The sequence below is a fragment of the Streptomyces sp. NBC_01341 genome, assembly GCF_035946055.1.
GTDB lineage: Bacteria > Actinomycetota > Actinomycetes > Streptomycetales > Streptomycetaceae > Streptomyces.
Genome location: NZ_CP108364.1, coordinates 1,445,480 through 1,463,007, shown reverse-complemented (window position 1 = coordinate 1,463,007; position 17,528 = coordinate 1,445,480). Strand labels below are relative to the sequence as shown.

Sequence of the window (17,528 nt, the reverse complement as noted above, 5' to 3'; positions counted from 1 at the left end):
TCGTGGCCGCGGCCGTGGCGGGCGAGCCGCGATGCTCACGGATCCCGGCGCGTCGCGTCCCGGACCCCTCACCGCGTCCCGTGTGAGGGCGACCGGCTCGCTTCCGGTCTGGTGCACCTCACCTTCGACACAGAGTCCAGGGGCCCGCCCTCGCACCGCAGTTCGTCGCGGCGGCTGACGACGCACGGCTGGCTCCTCTCCTTCCATCAGGCCACGCCGTTCGTCGACGATCCGTTCGCCGAGGTCTGAGCGTCCGCTCCCGGAGCCTTCCGGCCACCTCCTCAGCACAGGCCGTGCTCGCCTCGCAAGAGTGCGCGTCCGGTCCGATTCGCGCGCCGGGCGCGGCCGGTTCTCGCCGGAAAGTCTGATTCAGGCCAACTGGGATGCCTGGGCAAAACGCTGGTAAAGAGCCTGAACGGACAGGGTGCCGAAGGCTCCGCTCCGGGCTGCCGAGTGCCTCGTGCGCCCGGCTCCCGGGCCCTCGTGGTGTGTGTGAACGCGATGCGCGTAGACAGCAACCGACGTCCGCTCGCCGCTTCACGCTTTGCTGCAATTCGCTGGCCCGCTCCGTTCGATGAGCGGACGCCGGCGTTCGGAAGGCACCTCCACGCATCGCGGGGTTCACGGTCCGTTCTCCGCCACGGTCCGGAAGGGGGCCTTGCCACCGGCCCAACCGGAGCCGAGGATTCGGGGCGTGCGGTTGGCAGGTCCACGACCAGACCCACCTGGCCGCGGAGAACCGCACAGCACTCGGTCCGCCCACCCAGCTGACCGGACACCCCCCAATACGGAGGATCCTGTGACCTTCAAGCGCTTCGCCCCCCTCGGTTCGCTCTCCAGACGCGCTCGCCTCATCGCCGCGACCTCAGGTCTGGTCACCGCCGTGGCGCTTGCGGCCCCCACCGCCGTGGCCCAGGCCGCATCGGACACCGTGACGAAGGCGGAACTCAGCTCGGCCAGCTCGGCCGTGCGCGGCGCCGACATCGCCGGCACCGCCTGGTACACCGACGCGAGCACCGGCAAGGTCGTCGTGACCGTCGACAGCACGGTCAGCGCCGCCGAGATCGCCACGATCAAGAAGTCGGTCGCCGACTCGGGCGCGAAGGCCGACGTCAAGCACACGGACGGCACGTTCAACAAGCTCATCGCGGGCGGCCAGGCCATCTACGCCGGCGGCGGACGCTGCTCGCTGGGCTTCAACGTCCGCAGCGGCAGCACCTACTACGCGCTGACCGCCGGGCACTGCACCGAGATAGGCAGCACCTGGTACACCAACTCGGGCCAGACCACCCTGCTCGGCACCCGGGCCGGCACCAGCTTCCCGGGCAACGACTACGGGCTGATCCGGCACTCGAACTCGGCTGCCGCCGACGGCCGTGTCTACCTCTACAACGGCAGCTACCAGGACATCACCTCCGCCGGCAATCCCAGCGTGGGGCAGTCCGTCAGGCGCAGCGGTTCCACCACCGGTGTCCACAGCGGCACGGTCACCGGTCTCAACGCGACGGTCAACTACGGTGGCGGTGACATCGTCTCCGGTCTGATCCAGACCAACGTCTGCGCCGAGCCCGGCGACAGCGGCGGCCCGCTCTTCTCCGGTAGCACGGCACTCGGCCTCACCTCGGGCGGCAGCGGCAACTGCAGCTCGGGCGGCACCACGTTCTTCCAGCCCGTCACCGAGGCGCTGAGCGCCTACGGCGTCAGCGTCTTCTAGGCACCACCCCTCCCCGACGGGCCGCGCTCCCCGAGCGCGGCCCGTTGCCGTTCCCGCTCCCGCTTCCCGGGGGCGCCGGCACTGTGCGAGGCTCGTCCGCATGCGCTACATCATCGTGGGAACGGGAGCCGTGGGCGGCGCCATCGGCGGACGGCTGGCCGAGGCGGGCCACGAGGTGGTACTCGTCGCGCGCGGGACGCAGTACGCCGCTCTGCGGGACGGCGGGCTCAGCCTCACCACACCCGAGGGAACACGTACGCACCGTCTCCCCGTCGTCGACGGGCCGGCCGGGCTGCGCCTGGAGAGCCACGACGTCCTCGTCCTCGCGGTGAAGACTCAGGACGCCACCGACGCGCTCGACGCCTGGAGCGCCGCCCCGGTGGAGGGCGGCGGGACCGCGGGGGAGCGCCTGCCCCTGATCTGCGCGCAGAACGGTGTCGAGAGCGAGCGGCTGGCCCTGCGCCGCTTCCGCCGTGTCTACGGCTGCTGCGTCTACCTTCCCGCGAGCTTCGTCGAGCCCGGCAGGGTCGTCGCCGCCGGAGCCCCGCTCACCGGCATCCTGCACCTCGGCCGCTATCCGTCCGGCACCGACGACACCGTGCGAGCGGTCGCCGCTGACTGGGAGAAGGCCAGGCTGGAGGCGCCGGTCGTCCCCGACGTGATGCGCTGGAAGTACGCCAAGCTGCTGTCCAACCTCGCCAACGCGATCGAGGCAGCCACCGGTGTGCTCGACAGTCCCGAGGGACGCGCCCTGTTCGGCCGCGCGCGGGCGGAGGGGCGGGCGGTGCTCCGGGCCGCCGGTATCGAGGCCACCGGGAGCGAGGAGCAGGAGGCGGCGCGCGGCGGCAGGATCCGCTTCGACCCCTTCGACGGCTCCGAACGGCGCGGCGGGTCGTCCTGGCAGAGCCTCACCCGGGGCACGGGGACGATCGAGGCCGACTACCTCAACGGTGAGATCGCCCTCCTCGGGCGGCTGCACGGTGTCCCGACGCCCGTCAACGACGTCCTGCGGCGCACCGCCAACACCTTCGCCCGCGAGCGGCGCCCGGCCGGGTCCATGACCGTCGCGGAACTCACCGCGCTGGCCGACGCGGAGTCCTGAGCCCGAGGGGAGCCGGGTGTCGCGTTCCTTCAAGACCGGCGGTCCCGTGCGGACCGAGGATGAGCGGCACGAAGAACGCGTACGCCTGTGCGGGCACCCCGGCCCGGACCGGGACAGCCCTTAGGCGCTCATCGACCCCTGCACCGCGACGCGCGCCTCGTCGTACCGGGCGAGCAACAGCCGGGCGAGCGCGGGGGACGGTCCCAGTACTCCGGCCAGCACATCGGCCCCCGTCTCCTCCGCGCCCGCGGCGATCCGGTCCGGAAGACGGCCGGGGGCGATCACGTACGGGGCCACAGCGACCCGGCCGACGCCGTCGGCCCGGAGCGAGCGCACCACGTCGGCGGTACCCGAGAAGCCCTCGGCAGTCACAGCGGAGGCGAACGCAGGCCGCACGGCGCACCAACCGGTGTGCCGCAGCTCCCGCGCGATTTCAGCGATCACTGCGCTCGCCTCCGGGTCCGTGGAACCCGCCGACGCCAGGACGAGCCCGGTCGTGGACCTGTCGGCGGGCGAAAGTCCCGCTTCGGCGAGCCGCTGCTCCAGCGCCGCGTTCAGCAGGGGGGACGGGCCGAGGACACCCGCCTGGGTGATCCGCAGCCTCGGGAGCCGGGTCCGTGCCTCGTGCAGCACGGCGGGAATGTCCGTCTTGGCGTGGAAGGCGCGGGTCAGCAGCAGCGGGAGCGCGACGACCTCGTCCGCCCCCTCCGAGGCCATACGCTCCAGGACCCGGGGCACGGACGGGGCGTTGAACTCCAGGAAGCCCGTCTCCACACGCAGACCGGGCCGCAGCGACCGTACCCGCGCGGTGAGCGCGTGCACGGTCGCCGCGTGCCGCGGGTCACGGCTGCCGTGGGCGACGACGAGGAGCACGGGTGAAGGCATCGTCGCTCAGCTCTTGACCAGGAGACCGCGGCTGCGCAGGACGCGCCGCTCCAGCGGGCTGAAGATCAGCAGGTCGATCGCGATGCCGACGAACAGGATGAGGAGGATGGCCAGGAAGATCCCCGGCATGTCGAAGTTGTTCCGGCCGTTCTCCAGCAACTGGCCGAGCCCCAGGCCCAGGTCGGGCGAGGAAGCGATGATCTCGGCGGCCATGAGGGAACGCCAGGAGAACGCCCAGCCCTGCTTGAGGCCCGCCAGATAGCCGGGCAGCGCGGCCGGCAGCACGATGTGGATCGTCCCCCGGAGTCCCGTCGCCCCGATCGTGCGGCCCGCGCGCAGGAACAGCGGCGGCACCTGGTCGACACCCGAGACCAGACCGTTGGCCACGGACGGGACGGCACCGAGCAGGATCACCGCGTACATCGTCTTGTCGTCCAGGCCCAGCCAGATGATGGCCGGGGCCACCCACGCCACCGACGGCAGGGACTGCAGCCCGGACAGGATCGGGCCGATCGCCGCCCGGACCACCCTCACCCGGGCCACGAGCAGACCGAGCGGTGTACCGATCGCGACAGCCATCACGAAGCCGAGCAGACCACGCGACACGCTGGTCCAGATGACCTCCAGGAGTGTGCCCTGCGCCCACATGTCGGTCAGGCTGTCCCAGACCGCAGCCGGCGGCGGGAGCTTGTAGTCGTCGGTGACCTTCGCCCAGACGAGCAACTGCCAGACCAGGACCACGAGGACGACCGCGGTGACCGGCGGCAGGACCTTGTTGAGCAGGATCTCGCGGGCCGGCGTCCTGCGCACCTGCACGGCGTCGAGCGCGTCGAGGCCCGCTTCGAGACCTGCCAGGTCGTCGGCCTTCGTATCAGTGCTGGCCATGTCGGCGGATCTCCCCACGCAGTTGTTCGGTGATCTCGACGGACAGCTCCGCGACGGCGGTGTCCTCGATGCGGCGCGGCTGCTCGATGTCCACCGTCCACTCGCGTGCGATCCGGCCGGGGCGCGACGACAGCAGGATGACGCGCTGCGCGAGCCGTACGGCCTCGCGGACGTTGTGGGTGACGAAGAGGACCGACGCGTTCGTCTCGTGCCAGATCCTCGTCAGCTCGTCGTGCAGCACGTCCCGGGTGATGGCGTCCAGGGCCGCGAACGGCTCGTCCATCAGCAGCAGTTGACTGTCCTGGGCGAGCGCGCGGGCCATCGCCACCCGCTGGCGCATGCCGCCGGAGAGTTCGTGCACCCGCTTTCCGTACGCCCCGCTCAGGCGCACGAGTTCGAGCAGCCGTTCGGCCTCCGGGCGGCGGTCCGCCTTGGGCACCCCGCGCAGCCGCAGGGCCAGTTCGATGTTCTTGCCCGCGGTCAGCCACGGGAAGAGGGCGTGCTCCTGGAACATCAGGGCCGGTCGTCCGCCGGGGGTCTCGATGGACCCCGCGGTCGGGCGGTCGAGTCCCGCGACGAGGTTGAGCAGGGTGGACTTACCGCACCCGGAGGCTCCCAGGAGGGTGACGAACTCGCCCGGAGCGACATCGAGCGTGATGTCGTCCAGGACGAGCTGCTGCCCCGAGGGTCCGGCGAAGGACTTGGAGACGTGCGTGATACGAGCGGCGTAGTCGACCGCTGCACGGTCCTCGGCCTTGGTGAGGGTGGTGGTCGCCATGGTCGTCACCTCCTGGGAAACGTCAGGAATCCTGGTGCGGTCGGGTGGACTACTTGGCGCCGAGACCGGCGTCGGCGACCTCGGGCCGGCCCGCGGCCTTGAGGATCTTGTTCAGCGGCCTCAGGTCGTAGATGCCGGCGAGGTCGGGCTTCTCCAGCAGGCCGGCCTTCACCGCGTGGTCCGCCTGCGCCTGGAGGGTCGCGGCCAGCGGGTCGTCGGTGATCTGGATGGACTTCCACGCCGGGTCGAGGACCTCGGCGGGGAGCGCCTTGCCGCTGAGCTTCTCCAGGGCGCTGTTGGCCGAGGCCTTCGCCTTGTCCGGGTTGGCGTTGATCCACTCGTTGGTGTTCACCGTGCCGCGCAGCACCGCGTCCACGACGTCGGCGTGCTCGGAGAGGAACTTCTGCGACACGATGATGTTCGTGATGACGAACTTGTCGTCCGGCCACAGCTTCGACTCGTCGAGCAGGACCTTGCCGCCCTCGGCGACCAGCTTGGACGCGGTCGGTTCGGGAACCCAGGCGCCGTCCAGGGAACCCGACTTGAAGGCGTCCGGGGTGACCTTGTTGTCCGAGCGGACGACCGAGACGTCGCCCTTGCCGCTCTGGGCGTCGACCTTCCAGCCCTTCTCGCCGATCCAGTTGAGGAAGGCCACGTCCTGCGTGTTGCCGAGCTGCGGGGTGGCGATCTTCTTGCCCTTGAGGTCGTCCAGGGTCTTGATCTTCTTCGGGTCGACGACCAGCTTCACGCCGCCCGACGCCGAACCGCCGATGATGCGCAGGCTCTGGCCCTTGGACTTGCTGTAGCCGTTGATCGAGGGGGAGGGGCCGATGAAACCGATGTCGATCGAACCCGCGTTGAGCGCCTCGATCTCGGAGGGCCCGGCGTTGAACGTCGAGGGCTTGACCGTGGTACCGCCCAGTTCCTTGGCGATGAGGCCCTCCTGGATGCCGACCAGGGCGGTGGCGTGCGTGAGGTTCGGGAAGTACCCGATCTTCACGGTGTCCGTGGAGAGCTTCTTCCCGTCGGCGGAGACGTTCGACTTCTCACCGTCGTCGTCCTTCGCCTCGGAGCCGTAGCCGCAGGCGGTGAGCGCCACGGCGAGCAGCGGCAGTGCGGCGGCAGCGGTGAGGCTGCGGCGGATCGTGGTACGGGTGGCAGGCACGGGAGGCTTTCCTCTCGTTGGCCCGGTTCTCACATCCCCCGGAAACCGGGTGGCGCGGCCGGGCGGTCGGCAGGTCTTCGTCTGAACTGGCGGTGCGGGCGGTACGAGCGGGCGCGCGGGCAGTGCGCGTACGTCATCACGCACATCGCCCGACCCCGCCCAGTCCTCCCCCGAGCTCTCGGCTTCGCTCGACCAGGGGGCACCCCCACCCGAGGGCGCCGCTGCCGACACGGCCGCCCTCCTTCGCGAAGGTCGAGAAGAAGTCGTTGATCATCAGAAGTCCCACTCCGCGTCCTGGGCGGCCGAGTCCGCGTCCGCCTCGGTGACGGCGCCGAACGACGCGCCCGCCATGCCGGCCGACAGCGTCGTGCCGTCGGCGGGGTCGATCAGCAGGAAGGAGCCGGTGCGCCGCGAGTCCGCGTAGGCGTCGAGCGCGAGGGGCTCGGCGGTACGGACCACGACCCGGCCGATGTCGTTGGCCACCAGCTGCCCGGGTGCCGGGTGCTGGGACAGGTCATCCAGCGTCAGGCGCGAGGGGATGTCCTTCACGATCGCCTTGACCGTGCGCGTGGTGTGCTTGAGCAGCACGCGCTGGCCCACGGCGAGCGGGCGGTCGGCCACGTGGCAGACCGTCGCCTCCACGTCCTGGGTGACGGCGGGGGCGTCGCCCACCGGGGCGATCAGGTCACCCCGCGAGACGTCGATGTCGTCGGCCAGCCGGATCGTCACCGACTGCGGCGCCCAGGCGGCGTCGACGCTCTCCCCGAGCGCGTCGATCCCCTCGATCGTCGTCGTGCGTCCGGACGGCAGCACGGAGACGCTCTCCCCCACCCGGAACACCCCGGCCGCGATCTGACCGGCGTATCCCCGGTAGTCGCGGTGCTCCGCGGTCTGCGGGCGGATCACGTACTGCACCGGGAAACGCGCGTGGCACTCGGTGAGGTCGTGGCTGACGGGTACCGTCTCCAGGTGCTCCAGCACCGTCGGGCCGCCGTACCAGTCCATGTGGGCGGACGGCTCCACGACGTTGTCCCCCGCCAGCGCCGAGATCGGGATCGCGGTGATCTCCGGGACGCCCAGGGAGGCGGCGTACGCGGTGAACTCCTCGGCTATCGCGGCGAACACGGGCTCCGCGTAGTCCACGAGGTCCATCTTGTTCACGGCGAGGACGACGTGCGGGACGCGCAGCAGGGCGGCGACCGCCGCGTGCCGGCGGGTCTGCTCGACCACGCCGTTCCGGGCGTCGACCAGGACGACGGCCAGCTCGGCGGTGGACGCGCCCGTCACCATGTTGCGGGTGTACTGCACGTGCCCCGGGGTGTCGGCCAGGATGAAGCGGCGCCGCGGGGTGGCGAAGTAGCGGTAGGCCACGTCGATCGTGATGCCCTGCTCGCGCTCCGCGCGCAGGCCGTCGGTCAGCAGAGCCAGGTCGGGTGCTTCCTGGCCGCGGTTGGAGGAGGCCAGCGCGACGGCTTCCAGCTGATCGGTGAGGACCGACTTGGAGTCGTGCAGCAGACGTCCGACGAGGGTGGACTTGCCGTCGTCGACCGAACCGGCCGTGGCGAACCGCAGCAGGGTGGTGTCCGACAACTGCTCTGTGGTGGTGGTCATGTCTAGAAGTACCCCTCGCGCTTGCGGTCTTCCATCGCCGCCTCGGACATCTTGTCGTCGGCGCGGGTCGCGCCCCGCTCGGTGAGCCGGGACGCGGCGATCTCGGTGATCACGGCGTCCAGGGTCGTGGCGTCGGAGTCGACGGCGCCGGTGCAGGACATGTCGCCGACGGTGCGGTAGCGCACCTGACGCGTCTCCACCTTCTCGTGGTCCTTGGGCCCGCCCCAGTCGCCGGCGGTCAGCCACATGCCGGACCGGCTGAAGACCTCGCGCTCGTGGGCGAAGTAGATCTCCGGGAGTTCGATGCCCTCACGCTCGATGTACTGCCAGACGTCGAGCTCGGTCCAGTTCGAGATCGGGAAGACCCGGACGTGCTCACCGGGGGCGTGGCGGCCGTTGTAGAGCTGCCACAGCTCGGGGCGCTGGCGGCGCGGGTCCCACTGGGAGAACTCGTCGCGCAGCGAGAAGACCCGCTCCTTGGCCCGTGCCTTCTCCTCGTCGCGGCGGCCGCCGCCGAACACGGCGTCGAAGCGGTGCTGCTGGATGGCCTCGGTGAGCGGGACCGTCTGCAGCGGGTTGCGCGTGCCGTCGGGCCGCTCGCGGAGCTTGCCCGCGTCGATGTACTCCTGGACGGAGGCGACGTGCAGGCGCAGCCCGTGTTTCTCGACGGTGCGGTCGCGGTAGTCCAGGACCTCGGGGAAGTTGTGCCCGGTGTCCACGTGGAGCAGCGTGAACGGGACGGGAGCCGGGGCGAACGCCTTCAGCGCCAGGTGGAGCATCAGGATCGAGTCCTTGCCGCCGGAGAAGAGGATCACCGGCCGCTCGAACTCACCCGCCACCTCACGGAAGATGTGCACGGCCTCCGACTCCAGGGAGTCCAGGTGGCTCAGCGCGTACGGGTTGACGGTGCCTTCCGGCACGGTGGCGACGCTGCTCACGCCAGGCCCCTCTCGGTGAGCAGCGCGCGGAGCGCCGCTGCGGACTCCTGCACGGTCTGCTGGTGCGACTCGATCCGCAGGTCCGGGGACTCAGGGGCCTCGTAGGGGTCGTCGACCCCGGTGAGTCCACTGAGTTCGCCCGCTGCCTGCTTGGCGTACAGCCCCTTCACATCGCGCACGGAGCACACCTCGACGGGTGTCGCGACGTGCACCTCCAGGTAGGCGGTGCCCTCCTGCTGATGACGCTTGCGCACCGCGTCACGGCTGTCGGCGTAGGGCGCGATGACCGGAACGAGGGCCTTCACACCGTTGGCGGCCAGCAGTTCGGCGACGAAACCGATGCGCTGCACGTTCGTGTGCCGGTCCTCGCGGGAGAATCCGAGTCCGGCGGAGAGGAACTCCCGGATCTCGTCGCCGTCGAGCACCTCGACCCGGTGCCCGTCCGCGCGCAGCCGGCCCGCCAGTTCATACGCGATGGTGGTCTTGCCGGCGCTCGGCAGACCGGTGAGCCAGACGGTGGCTCCCGTCTCCGTCACGCTCATCGATATCTCCTGATCAGTCGTCATCAGCCGTGCAGCCCGCATTCGGTCTTGCCGCGCCCGGCCCAGCGGCCGGCCCGGGCGTCCTCGCCCTCCAGCACCCTGCGGGTGCAGGGCGCGCAGCCGACGGAGGCATAGCCGTCGTCGAGCAACGGGTTCGTCAGCACGCCGTGTTCGGCGACGTACGCGTCCACGTCGTCCTGTGTCCACCGGGCGATGGGTGAGACCTTGACCTTGCGGCGCTTCTCGTCCCAGCCCACGACCGGCGTGCCGGCCCGGGTGGGGGACTCGTCGCGGCGTAGTCCGGTCGCCCAGGCCGCGTACCCGGTAAGTCCTTCCTCGAGCGGCTTCACCTTGCGGAGCGCGCAGCAGAGGTCGGGGTCCCGGTCGTGCAGCCGCGGGCCGTACTCGGCGTCCTGTTCGGCGACCGACTGACGCGGGGTCAGCGTGATGAGGTTGACGTCCATCACGGCGCCGACCGCGTCCCGCGTGCCGATGGTCTCCTCGAAGTGGTAGCCGGTGTCCAGGAAGACGACGTCCACGCCGGGCAGGACCCCGGAGGCCAGGTGGGCGACGACAGCGTCCTCCATGGAGGAGGTGACACAGAAGGCCGTGCCGAAGGTGCCGGCGGCCCACTTCAGGATGTCGCTCGCGGAGGCGTCCTCGAGGTCGCGCCCCGCCTGTTCGGCCAGTTCCCTCAGGGCCTCGTCGGTGAACCGGCCTGCTCGCAGAGTGTCCGTCATGTCCCCTCCCCTTCAACGTCGTCGCGCCGCAGCCCCTGGGCCAGGAGGCCCAGGAACTTCAGCTGGAACGCGCGGTTGCAGGAAGCACATTCCCAGGCGCCGTGCCCCGCCTCGTGGGGACGCAGGTCCTCGTCCCCGCAGTACGGGCAGTAGAAGGGTGCCGCTCGCTCGCTCATGACAGCGACTCCGCACTGGCGCGGGCCGCCCAGGTCGCGAAGCGCTCGCCCTCCTCGCGCTCCGCCTGGAAGTTGCCGAGCACCCGCTCGACGTAATCCGGCAGTTCGTCCGACGTGACCTTCAGGCCACGGACCTTGCGGCCGAATCCGGCTTCCAGGCCGAGGGCCCCGCCCAGGTGCACCTGGTAGCCCTCCACCTGGTTGCCGTCACCGTCGAGCATGAGCTGGCCCTTGAGGCCGATGTCCGCGGTCTGGATGCGGGCGCAGGCGTTGGGGCAGCCGTTGATGTTGATGGTGAGCGGCTCCTCGAAGTCCGGCATGCGGCGCTCCAGTTCGTCGATGAGCGCGGCGCCCCGCGCCTTCGTCTCGACGATCGCCAGCTTGCAGAACTCGATGCCGGTGCAGGCCATCGTGCCGCGCCGGAAGGGGGAGGCGTGCACCTGGAAGTCCAGCGCCTCGAGCCCTGCGGTCAGGGACGCGACCCGGTCCTGCTCGACGTCGAGGATGAGCATCTTCTGCTCGACCGTGGTGCGCACCCGGCCCGAGCCGTGCGCCTCGGCCAGATCGGCGATCTTCGCCAGGGTGGAGCCGTCGACCCGGCCGACGCGCGGCGCGAAACCGACGTAGAAGCGGCCGTCCTGCTGGGGGTGCACACCGATGTGGTCACGCCAGCGCGACGAGGGCTGTGCCGGGGCCGGCCCGTCCAGCAGTGGGCGTTTGAGGTACTCGTCCTCGAGGATCTGCCGGAACTTCTCCGGACCCCAGTCGGCCATCAGGAACTTCAGGCGGGCACGGGTCCGCAGCCGGCGGTAGCCGTAGTCGCGGAAGATGCCGACCACACCGGCCCAGACGTCGGGGACCTCGTCCAGCGGCACCCAGGCGCCCAGGCGCTCGGCGAAGCGCGGATTGGTGGAGAGACCGCCGCCGACCCACAGGTCGAAACCGGGGCCGTGCTCGGGGTGGTCGACGCCGACGAAGGCGATGTCGTTGATCTCGTGCACCACGTCCTGGACCGGCGAGCCGGAGATGGCGGTCTTGAACTTGCGTGGCAGGTTGGAGAATTCCTTGCTGCCGATGTAGCGCTCGTGGATCTCGTCGACCGCGGGTGTGCCGTCGATGATCTCGTCCGCGGCGATGCCGGCCACCGGCGAACCGATGATCACACGGGGGCAGTCGCCGCACGCCTCCGTGGTCGAGAGGCCCACGGCCTCGAGCTTCGCCCAGATGGCCGGGACGTCCTCGATGCGGATCCAGTGCAGCTGGACGTTCTGCCGGTCGGTGATGTCGGCGGTGCCGCGGGCGTACTCCTCGGAGATCTCACCGATGACCCGCAGCTGTGCGGTCGTCAGTCTGCCGCCGTCGATGCGCACCCGGAGCATGAAGTAGCGGTCGTCGAGCTCCTCCGGCTCCAGCACGGCGGTCTTGCCGCCATCGATGCCGGGGCGCCGCTGCGTGTACAGGCCCCACCAGCGCATACGCCCGCGCAGGTCGTTCGGATCGATGGAGTCGAAACCGCGCTTGGAGTAGATCGTCTCGATACGTGTCCGCACATTGAGACTGTCGTCGTCCTTCTTGAACTGCTCGTTCCCGTTGAGCGGCGTGAAGTGACCCATGGCCCACTGACCTTCACCACGGTGACGTCCGGCCTTGCGGCGGGGCGTGGCGGTAGCAGGCTTCTCGGGGATGGCGGCCATGGCTATACGTCCTTCGGGACTGCAGGAGGGCGGCTCTGAACTGCACACCCGCGTGAGGCGCGGCGGTGCGCAGGGATGGAGCGGAATCAGGAGATCGCGGTGCTGGAGACTCTCAGCGGACCGGACAGATGGCGCTGGACATGCGGCCGAGGTCGACGTGCCGCCGACTCACCAAGGCAATTCCAGTTCCGGACATGACGGAAGCGTGTCACGCGGATCTCGGGCCAGTCCACCACGATCCACCATGTGGACGAGATGGTCCCGGGATGCGAGACGTCGTGGTTGGGGCCACGCGGCCGTGTCCGCACAGTGCTTTGCCGGACGCGCGGTCAGGCGTGCGCACCGGGCCAGGGACCCGGGTTCGCCACGTCGGCCTCCCGCTCGGTCCGCGTCTCCGCCAGCCGGAACCCGCGCCTGAGGTAGTTGTCCATCGCGTGCGGGCCGTCGTCCGAGCACGTGTGCAGCCACACCCGTTCGGTGGGCTTCCGTCCCGGGTGCCGCTCCACCAGGTCCCACGCGCGCGCCACGCCGTACGACAGAAGGTGTCCGCCGATCCGGCGGCCCCGGAAGGCCGGGATCAGCCCGAAGTAGGCGATCTCCACCACACCGCCCTCCTGCGCGTCGAGCTCGATGAACCCCGCCGGGGTCCCGTTCTCGTACGCCACCCAGGTCTCCGCCCCCGGACGTTCCAGGATCTCCCGCCACCCCGCGTACGAGAGGCCGAGCCGGTCCGTCCACCGGACGTCCCCTCCCACCGCCGTGTAGAGGAACCGGCTGAACTCCGGCAGCGGCGTCTCCGAACGCGTGACCGTCACCCCTGCCGCCGGGGCGGCCGAGGGCTTCAGATCGGCGGGCGAGGTCTGTTCCAGATACCAGACGGTGACGTCACGGAGTGGGGCTGCGGAGTCGCTCATGGCCGTCAGGGAACCACGGCCGGGGCCCCGCCCCCAAACCCGGCGGTTTCAGGCCGCCCCCGCCGGCGCACGCGCCCCGACCACCACCGGAGCCGTCGAACGGGGCAGCAGGTCGGCGGGCACCTCCGGGAGCACCACCTCCACCTCCACGCCCTCGCCGAAGCGGTACGGACGGTGGCACAGCACCTCCGCGAGATGCCGCCGCATCCGCGATATCTCGGCCCGCACCGTCACCGTCCGGGTCGCGTCGCCGAACACGTCCTGAGCCAGCTCCGCGGCGGTACGCCCCTCACGCCGCAGGGCGAGGGCGTACAGCAGCTCGGCGTGGCGGGGCGAGAGCCGACGCGTCCACGTGCCCACGGGACCCGTCACGTGGACCGTGAGCCCCCGCTCCCGGCTCAGGTCCAGCACCACCCGGCGGGGCGGGCCGTCCTGCGTGCCCTCCGCGACCTGGACCAGCCAGCCGCCCGGCAGGGGCTCCACCCGGCACATCCCGAGCGCTGCCAGCCACACCGGCCCCGGGCGCAACGACTTCGGCAGCGGCAGCCGGTCCACGGGCGGCATGCCGCTCACGGCGGCCAGCCAGCCGTGGGTGTCCACGACCAGGGCGCGGCCGCCCAGCCGGCACAGGATAGGGGCGGCCACGGACCGCAGCCGCTCGATCGCGACAAGATGCCTGCCGCGCAGCTCGCTCTCCGCGAGCGCCGCCACCGAGCCGACCAGGGCCAGCGTCGCCGGATGGAAGGTGGACGCGGGGCCGCTGACGTCGACGATGCCCATCAGCCGCCCGTCCCGGGGGTCCCGCACCGGAGCGGCGGCGCACGTCCAGCCGTGCAGGGCGCGGATGAAGTGCTCGGCGGAGTGGACCTGCACCGGGGTGCGGACGGCGAGGGCCGTGCCGATCGCGTTCGTCCCGGTCGCCGACTCCGACCAGGCCGCGCCCTCCTCCAGGCAGATGTCCTTGGCGCGGCGCATCACCGCCGGGTGACCCTGACGCCACAGGACCCGGCCCTCGGTGTCGGTGACCACCATGATCTGCTGCGCCGCGTCCGCGATGCCGGCCAGCCCCTCGCGCAGCAGGGGCATGACCTCGCCGAGTGCCGAACAGGTGCGCCGGTGCTCGATCTCCCCCGTCTCCAGGAGTCTGCTCTCCGGCGACTGCTCGGGATCGATCCCGCTGCGCATCACCCGGTCCCAGGACGCGTCGATCTCCGCGCGCGGGGCCGCCACCGGGCGGGCGCCCGTCAGCCGGGCCTCCCGCGCGAGGTGCACCGACCGCTCGGTGAGCGCGGGACACGGGGCGTCCCCCGGCCCCGGCGGTGCGACGGGCCTTGCGTCCATGAGCGTCCCCCAGCACAACGTGGGTCCCGCCCGGAAGGGAGAGGAACCCGGAGGACCCATCCTGCCGTGCCGCAGGCACCGCCACCCCGGACTCCGCACAATGTTGCAACCCCTTGCAACTCTGGTGACCGGACGCTGACCGTACGACCATGGCGGAACGCCGCCCGACGCGTCCTCGACCCGCCGTGCGGTCAGCACAAGCGTGGGGGTGGTGCCGTGTCGGCGCAGCACCACCCCCGTCGTTTGCGTCCTCAGCCGGTTCCGACCCGCGCCCGTTCCACGACCGAGGCCAGGTCGAGGCTGTGCGGCAGCGTCCCGAAGGCCGCCCCCCAGTCCCGGCCGAGCCGTGAGGCGCAGAACGCGTCGGCGACCTCCGGCGGCGCCCAGCGCAGCAGCAGCGATCCCTGGAGCACGAGGGCCATCCGCTCCACCAGCCGCCTGGCCCCCGCCTCGGCACCCTCCAGGTCGGCCAGCCCCGTCAGCAGGTCCTTGATCGCCGCGTCGAGCCTGTGGTCCGCGCCGCGCGCCTTCCCGACCTCCCGCAGGAAGGCGTCCAGTGCCTGAGGCTCCCGCCGAAGCGCCCGCAGCACGTCGAGGGCCTGCACATTGCCCGAGCCCTCCCAGATCGAGTTGAGCGGTGCCTCGCGCAGCAGCCGGGGCATGCCGGACTCCTCGACGTAACCGTTGCCGCCGAGGCATTCCAGGGCCTCGCCGACCACCGCGGTGCACCGCTTCGTCACCCAGTACTTGGCGGTCGGCACCGCGATGCGCAGGAAGGCCCGCTCCGCCTCCGTGTCCGCGTCGTACGCCGCGGCCAGCCGCAGCGCGAGCGTCGTGGCCGCCTCGGACTCGAGCGCCAGATCGGCCAGGACGTTGCGCATCAGGGGCTTCTCGATCAGCGGCCCGCCGAACGCGCTGCGATGGGCACTGTGGTGCGCGGCCTGCGCCACCGCCTGGCGCATCAGCGCCGCCGAGCCCACCACGCAGTCCAGCCTCGTCGCCGCGACCATCTCGATGATGGTGCGGACCCCGCGACCCTCCTCGCCGACCCGGCGGGCCCACGTCCCGTCGAACTCGACCTCACCCGAGGCGTTGGACCTGTTGCCCAGCTTGTCCTTCAGCCGCTGGATCGCGAACACGTTGCGCACGCCGTCCGGCAGGACCCGCGGCACGAGGAAACAGCTCAGTCCGCCGGGCGCCTGCGCCAGCACGAGGAACCCGTCGGACATCGGGGCCGAACAGAACCACTTGTGTCCGGTGAGCAGGTACTCCCCGTCGCCGGCCAGCGGCTCGGCCCGGGTGGTGTTGGACCGTACGTCGGTGCCGCCCTGCTTCTCGGTCATGCCCATCCCGAACAGCGCGCCCGCCTTCTGCGACGCGGGCCGCAGACCCTCCTCGTACACGTGCGAGGTCAGCAGGGGCTCCCACTCGGCGGCGAGTGCCGGATCGGTCCGCAGCGCGGGTACCGCCGCGTGCGTCATCGACAGCGGGCAGCCGTGGCCCGCCTCCGCCTGCGTCCAGACCAGGAAGCCGGCCGCGCGCCGCACGTGGCCGCCCGGTCTCCCCCAGGCGTCCGTCAGCCCGGCAGAGACGGCGTGCCCCAGCAGCCGGTGCCAGGACGGATGGAAGTCCACCTCGTCGACGCGGTTCCCGTAGCGGTCGTGCGTCCGCAGCGTCGGCGGGTTCTCGTTCGCCCGCGCACCCCACGCCTGCGCCTGGACGGAGCCGGCGGACCGGCCGAGCTCACCGAGTTCCCGGCGCGCCTCGTCGAGGACCCCGGGGTCCAGATGCCGTTCCACGGCCTCCGTCAGCGCGAGGTCGGCCGAGAAGACGTCGTAGCCGGCCAGTGGCGGAACCTGGTTGGTCACTGTGTGGGTGCTTGCTGCCATGCCGATACGGTAAGGACGTGCAGGCAGCAAATGAAACACCCGAGCGGCCACCGGGGCGGCTCCACCGGGCCCGAGTCCTCTACCGCAACGTCTCGAAGCGGCAGATGGCGTGGCAGTTGCTCAAGGACACGGTCAATTCGTGCATCGAGTACCGCATCCTCGGTCTCGCGGCGGAGGCGGCGTTCTTCACCCTGCTGTCACTGCCCCCGCTGCTGCTCGGACTGATCGGCCTGCTCGGTTACGTCGACGACTGGACGGACACCACCACGGTCGCCTCCATCGAGCGCAACATCCTCGGTGCCGTGCAGACGGTGCTGTCCCAGCGGGGTGTCAACGACATCGCCAAACCGCTCATAGCCGACGTCACCACCGGCGCGCGCCCCGACGTCATCTCCATCGGCTTCGCGATCGCCCTCTGGTCGGGGTCACGCGCGGTCAACGTCTTCATCGACACCATCACCGTGATGTACGGCCTCGACGGCCACCGCGGCATCGTCAAGACCCGGCTGCTCGCCTTCCTGCTGTACGTGGTCGCGCTGCTGCTGGGCGCGGTGGTGCTGCCGCTGCTGGTGGTGGGTCCCGACCGGGTGGTGCACTTCGTCCCGTGGGGGACCGAGGTGCTCGCGGTCATGTACTGGCCGCTGGTGATACTCCTGTCCATCGCGTTCCTCACGACGCTCTACCACGTGTCCGTACCCGTGCGTTCGCCGTGGATAGAGGACGTGCCGGGGGCCCTGGTCGCCCTCGGGATGTGGGTGCTGGGGAGTTTCCTGCTGCGGATCTACCTCACCAGCACGGTCGAAGGCCCCACCATCTACGGCTCGTTGGCCGCGCCCATCGCCGTCCTGCTCTGGATAGGCATCTCCGCCTTCGCGGTACTCGTCGGCGCCGCCGTGAACGCCGCGATCGACCGCGTGTGGCCCTCGCTCGCCACCGCCGCGGCCCGCGCCGCCAGCGACCGGATCAAGGCCGCCCAGGCGGCGGAGCTCGTCGCCCGTACGCAGGCGGCCAACTGGGACGCGTACGCGGACGACGAGGACGAGGACGTGTGCATGCCGTCGGAGTTCCCGGAGCGCTGGTCACGCTTCCTGCCCCCGGACGACGTGAAGTCCCGGCTGCACGGCAACCGGGACAAGGACGCCCCGTAGCCTGGT

At 71.1% G+C, this 17,528-nt stretch carries 17 protein-coding genes and 1 pseudogene; 4 read left to right on the top strand and 14 right to left on the bottom strand.

Annotation, left to right across the window (positions count from 1 at the left end):
* Positions 1-28 precede the first annotated feature (28 nt).
* The 3 genes and pseudogenes from OG206_RS06535 to OG206_RS06525 all read left to right on the top strand — a co-directional run.
* Positions 29-249, top strand: a pseudogene (locus tag OG206_RS06535) (DUF4440 domain-containing protein); the annotation flags it as partial.
* 550 nt (positions 250-799) lie between these two features.
* Complete coding sequence (locus OG206_RS06530; RefSeq protein ID WP_327113168.1) at positions 800-1,714, top strand: S1 family peptidase; 915 nt, start codon at positions 800-802, stop codon at positions 1,712-1,714.
* A 100-nt stretch (positions 1,715-1,814) separates the two neighbouring features.
* Complete coding sequence (locus tag OG206_RS06525; RefSeq protein ID WP_327113166.1) at positions 1,815-2,816, top strand: ketopantoate reductase family protein; 1,002 nt, start codon at positions 1,815-1,817, stop codon at positions 2,814-2,816.
* Positions 2,817-2,936: 120 nt separating this feature from the next.
* Here the strand turns inward: OG206_RS06525 and OG206_RS06520 are convergent, their stop codons facing one another.
* The 14 genes from OG206_RS06520 to OG206_RS06460 all read right to left on the bottom strand — a co-directional run bounded on the left by OG206_RS06520 (position 2,937) and on the right by OG206_RS06460 (position 16,374).
* Positions 2,937-3,701, bottom strand: a complete 765-nt coding sequence (locus OG206_RS06520) for a sirohydrochlorin chelatase (RefSeq protein WP_327113164.1) — start codon at positions 3,699-3,701, stop codon at positions 2,937-2,939.
* 6 nt (positions 3,702-3,707) lie between these two features.
* A complete protein-coding gene (locus OG206_RS06515) occupies positions 3,708-4,586 on the bottom strand; it encodes an ABC transporter permease (RefSeq protein ID WP_327113162.1) in 879 nt (292 codons plus the stop codon).
* Positions 4,573-5,364: an ABC transporter ATP-binding protein gene (locus OG206_RS06510; protein WP_327113160.1), complete on the bottom strand. Its 792-nt coding sequence runs from the start codon at positions 5,362-5,364 to the stop codon at positions 4,573-4,575. The genes OG206_RS06515 and OG206_RS06510 overlap by 14 nt, the downstream gene beginning before the upstream one ends.
* A 49-nt stretch (positions 5,365-5,413) precedes the next feature.
* On the bottom strand, positions 5,414-6,529 hold the full coding sequence (locus OG206_RS06505) for an aliphatic sulfonate ABC transporter substrate-binding protein (protein WP_327113158.1): 1,116 nt from the start codon (positions 6,527-6,529) through the stop codon (positions 5,414-5,416).
* A gap of 273 nt (positions 6,530-6,802) precedes the next feature.
* Positions 6,803-8,140 (bottom strand): sulfate adenylyltransferase subunit 1, encoded by a 1,338-nt coding sequence (locus OG206_RS06500; protein ID WP_327113156.1) that lies wholly within the window; start codon positions 8,138-8,140, stop codon positions 6,803-6,805.
* A gap of 2 nt (positions 8,141-8,142) precedes the next feature.
* Positions 8,143-9,078, bottom strand: a complete 936-nt coding sequence (gene cysD, locus OG206_RS06495) for a sulfate adenylyltransferase subunit CysD (protein WP_327113154.1) — start codon at positions 9,076-9,078, stop codon at positions 8,143-8,145.
* The gene (cysC, locus tag OG206_RS06490) at positions 9,075-9,644 is read right to left on the bottom strand and encodes an adenylyl-sulfate kinase (RefSeq protein ID WP_327113152.1); all 570 of its coding nucleotides are present in this window, start codon (positions 9,642-9,644) and stop codon (positions 9,075-9,077) included. Before cysC ends, cysD begins: the two co-directional genes overlap by 4 nt.
* The gene (locus tag OG206_RS06485; RefSeq protein ID WP_327113150.1) at positions 9,644-10,360 is read right to left on the bottom strand and encodes a phosphoadenylyl-sulfate reductase; all 717 of its coding nucleotides are present in this window, start codon (positions 10,358-10,360) and stop codon (positions 9,644-9,646) included. The genes cysC and OG206_RS06485 overlap by 1 nt, the downstream gene beginning before the upstream one ends.
* On the bottom strand, positions 10,357-10,536 hold the full coding sequence (locus OG206_RS06480; RefSeq protein ID WP_327113148.1) for a hypothetical protein: 180 nt from the start codon (positions 10,534-10,536) through the stop codon (positions 10,357-10,359). Before OG206_RS06480 ends, OG206_RS06485 begins: the two co-directional genes overlap by 4 nt.
* The gene (locus OG206_RS06475; protein ID WP_327113146.1) at positions 10,533-12,230 is read right to left on the bottom strand and encodes a nitrite/sulfite reductase; all 1,698 of its coding nucleotides are present in this window, start codon (positions 12,228-12,230) and stop codon (positions 10,533-10,535) included. The genes OG206_RS06480 and OG206_RS06475 overlap by 4 nt, the downstream gene beginning before the upstream one ends.
* A gap of 112 nt (positions 12,231-12,342) precedes the next feature.
* Positions 12,343-12,426 (bottom strand): putative leader peptide, encoded by an 84-nt coding sequence (locus tag OG206_RS32585; RefSeq protein ID WP_349817346.1) that lies wholly within the window; start codon positions 12,424-12,426, stop codon positions 12,343-12,345.
* A 133-nt stretch (positions 12,427-12,559) separates the two neighbouring features.
* Entirely contained in the window at positions 12,560-13,144 is a 585-nt protein-coding gene (locus OG206_RS06470; protein ID WP_327113144.1) for a GNAT family N-acetyltransferase, read from the bottom strand.
* Between the two features lie 48 nt (positions 13,145-13,192).
* Complete coding sequence (locus OG206_RS06465) at positions 13,193-14,485, bottom strand: helix-turn-helix domain-containing protein (protein WP_327113142.1); 1,293 nt, start codon at positions 14,483-14,485, stop codon at positions 13,193-13,195.
* A gap of 251 nt (positions 14,486-14,736) precedes the next feature.
* A complete protein-coding gene (locus OG206_RS06460; RefSeq protein ID WP_327113140.1) occupies positions 14,737-16,374 on the bottom strand; it encodes an acyl-CoA dehydrogenase family protein in 1,638 nt (545 codons plus the stop codon).
* A gap of 17 nt (positions 16,375-16,391) precedes the next feature.
* Between OG206_RS06460 and OG206_RS06455 the strand changes: the two genes are divergently transcribed.
* Positions 16,392-17,522, top strand: coding sequence for a YihY/virulence factor BrkB family protein (locus tag OG206_RS06455; RefSeq protein WP_327113138.1), 1,131 nt, complete (start codon positions 16,392-16,394; stop codon positions 17,520-17,522).
* Positions 17,523-17,528 lie beyond the last annotated feature (6 nt).

Excerpts from the sequence above, each read along its gene's own strand:
- OG206_RS06525 (WP_327113166.1), top strand. The coding sequence starts at position 1,815 with ATGCGCTACATCATCGTGGGAACGGGAGCCGTGGGCGGCGCCATCGGC.
- OG206_RS06520 (WP_327113164.1), bottom strand. The coding sequence starts at position 3,701 with ATGCCTTCACCCGTGCTCCTCGTCGTCGCCCACGGCAGCCGTGACCCG.
- OG206_RS06515 (WP_327113162.1), bottom strand. The coding sequence starts at position 4,586 with ATGGCCAGCACTGATACGAAGGCCGACGACCTGGCAGGTCTCGAAGCG.
- OG206_RS06510 (WP_327113160.1), bottom strand. The coding sequence starts at position 5,364 with ATGGCGACCACCACCCTCACCAAGGCCGAGGACCGTGCAGCGGTCGAC.
- OG206_RS06500 (WP_327113156.1), bottom strand. The coding sequence starts at position 8,140 with ATGACCACCACCACAGAGCAGTTGTCGGACACCACCCTGCTGCGGTTC.
- cysC (WP_327113152.1), bottom strand. The coding sequence starts at position 9,644 with ATGACGACTGATCAGGAGATATCGATGAGCGTGACGGAGACGGGAGCC.
- OG206_RS06485 (WP_327113150.1), bottom strand. The coding sequence starts at position 10,360 with ATGACGGACACTCTGCGAGCAGGCCGGTTCACCGACGAGGCCCTGAGG.
- OG206_RS06480 (WP_327113148.1), bottom strand. The coding sequence starts at position 10,536 with ATGAGCGAGCGAGCGGCACCCTTCTACTGCCCGTACTGCGGGGACGAG.
- OG206_RS06475 (WP_327113146.1), bottom strand. The coding sequence starts at position 12,230 with ATGGCCGCCATCCCCGAGAAGCCTGCTACCGCCACGCCCCGCCGCAAG.
- OG206_RS32585 (WP_349817346.1), bottom strand. The coding sequence starts at position 12,426 with ATGTCCGGAACTGGAATTGCCTTGGTGAGTCGGCGGCACGTCGACCTC.
- OG206_RS06470 (WP_327113144.1), bottom strand. The coding sequence starts at position 13,144 with ATGAGCGACTCCGCAGCCCCACTCCGTGACGTCACCGTCTGGTATCTG.
- OG206_RS06465 (WP_327113142.1), bottom strand. The coding sequence starts at position 14,485 with ATGGACGCAAGGCCCGTCGCACCGCCGGGGCCGGGGGACGCCCCGTGT.
- OG206_RS06460 (WP_327113140.1), bottom strand. The coding sequence starts at position 16,374 with ATGGCAGCAAGCACCCACACAGTGACCAACCAGGTTCCGCCACTGGCC.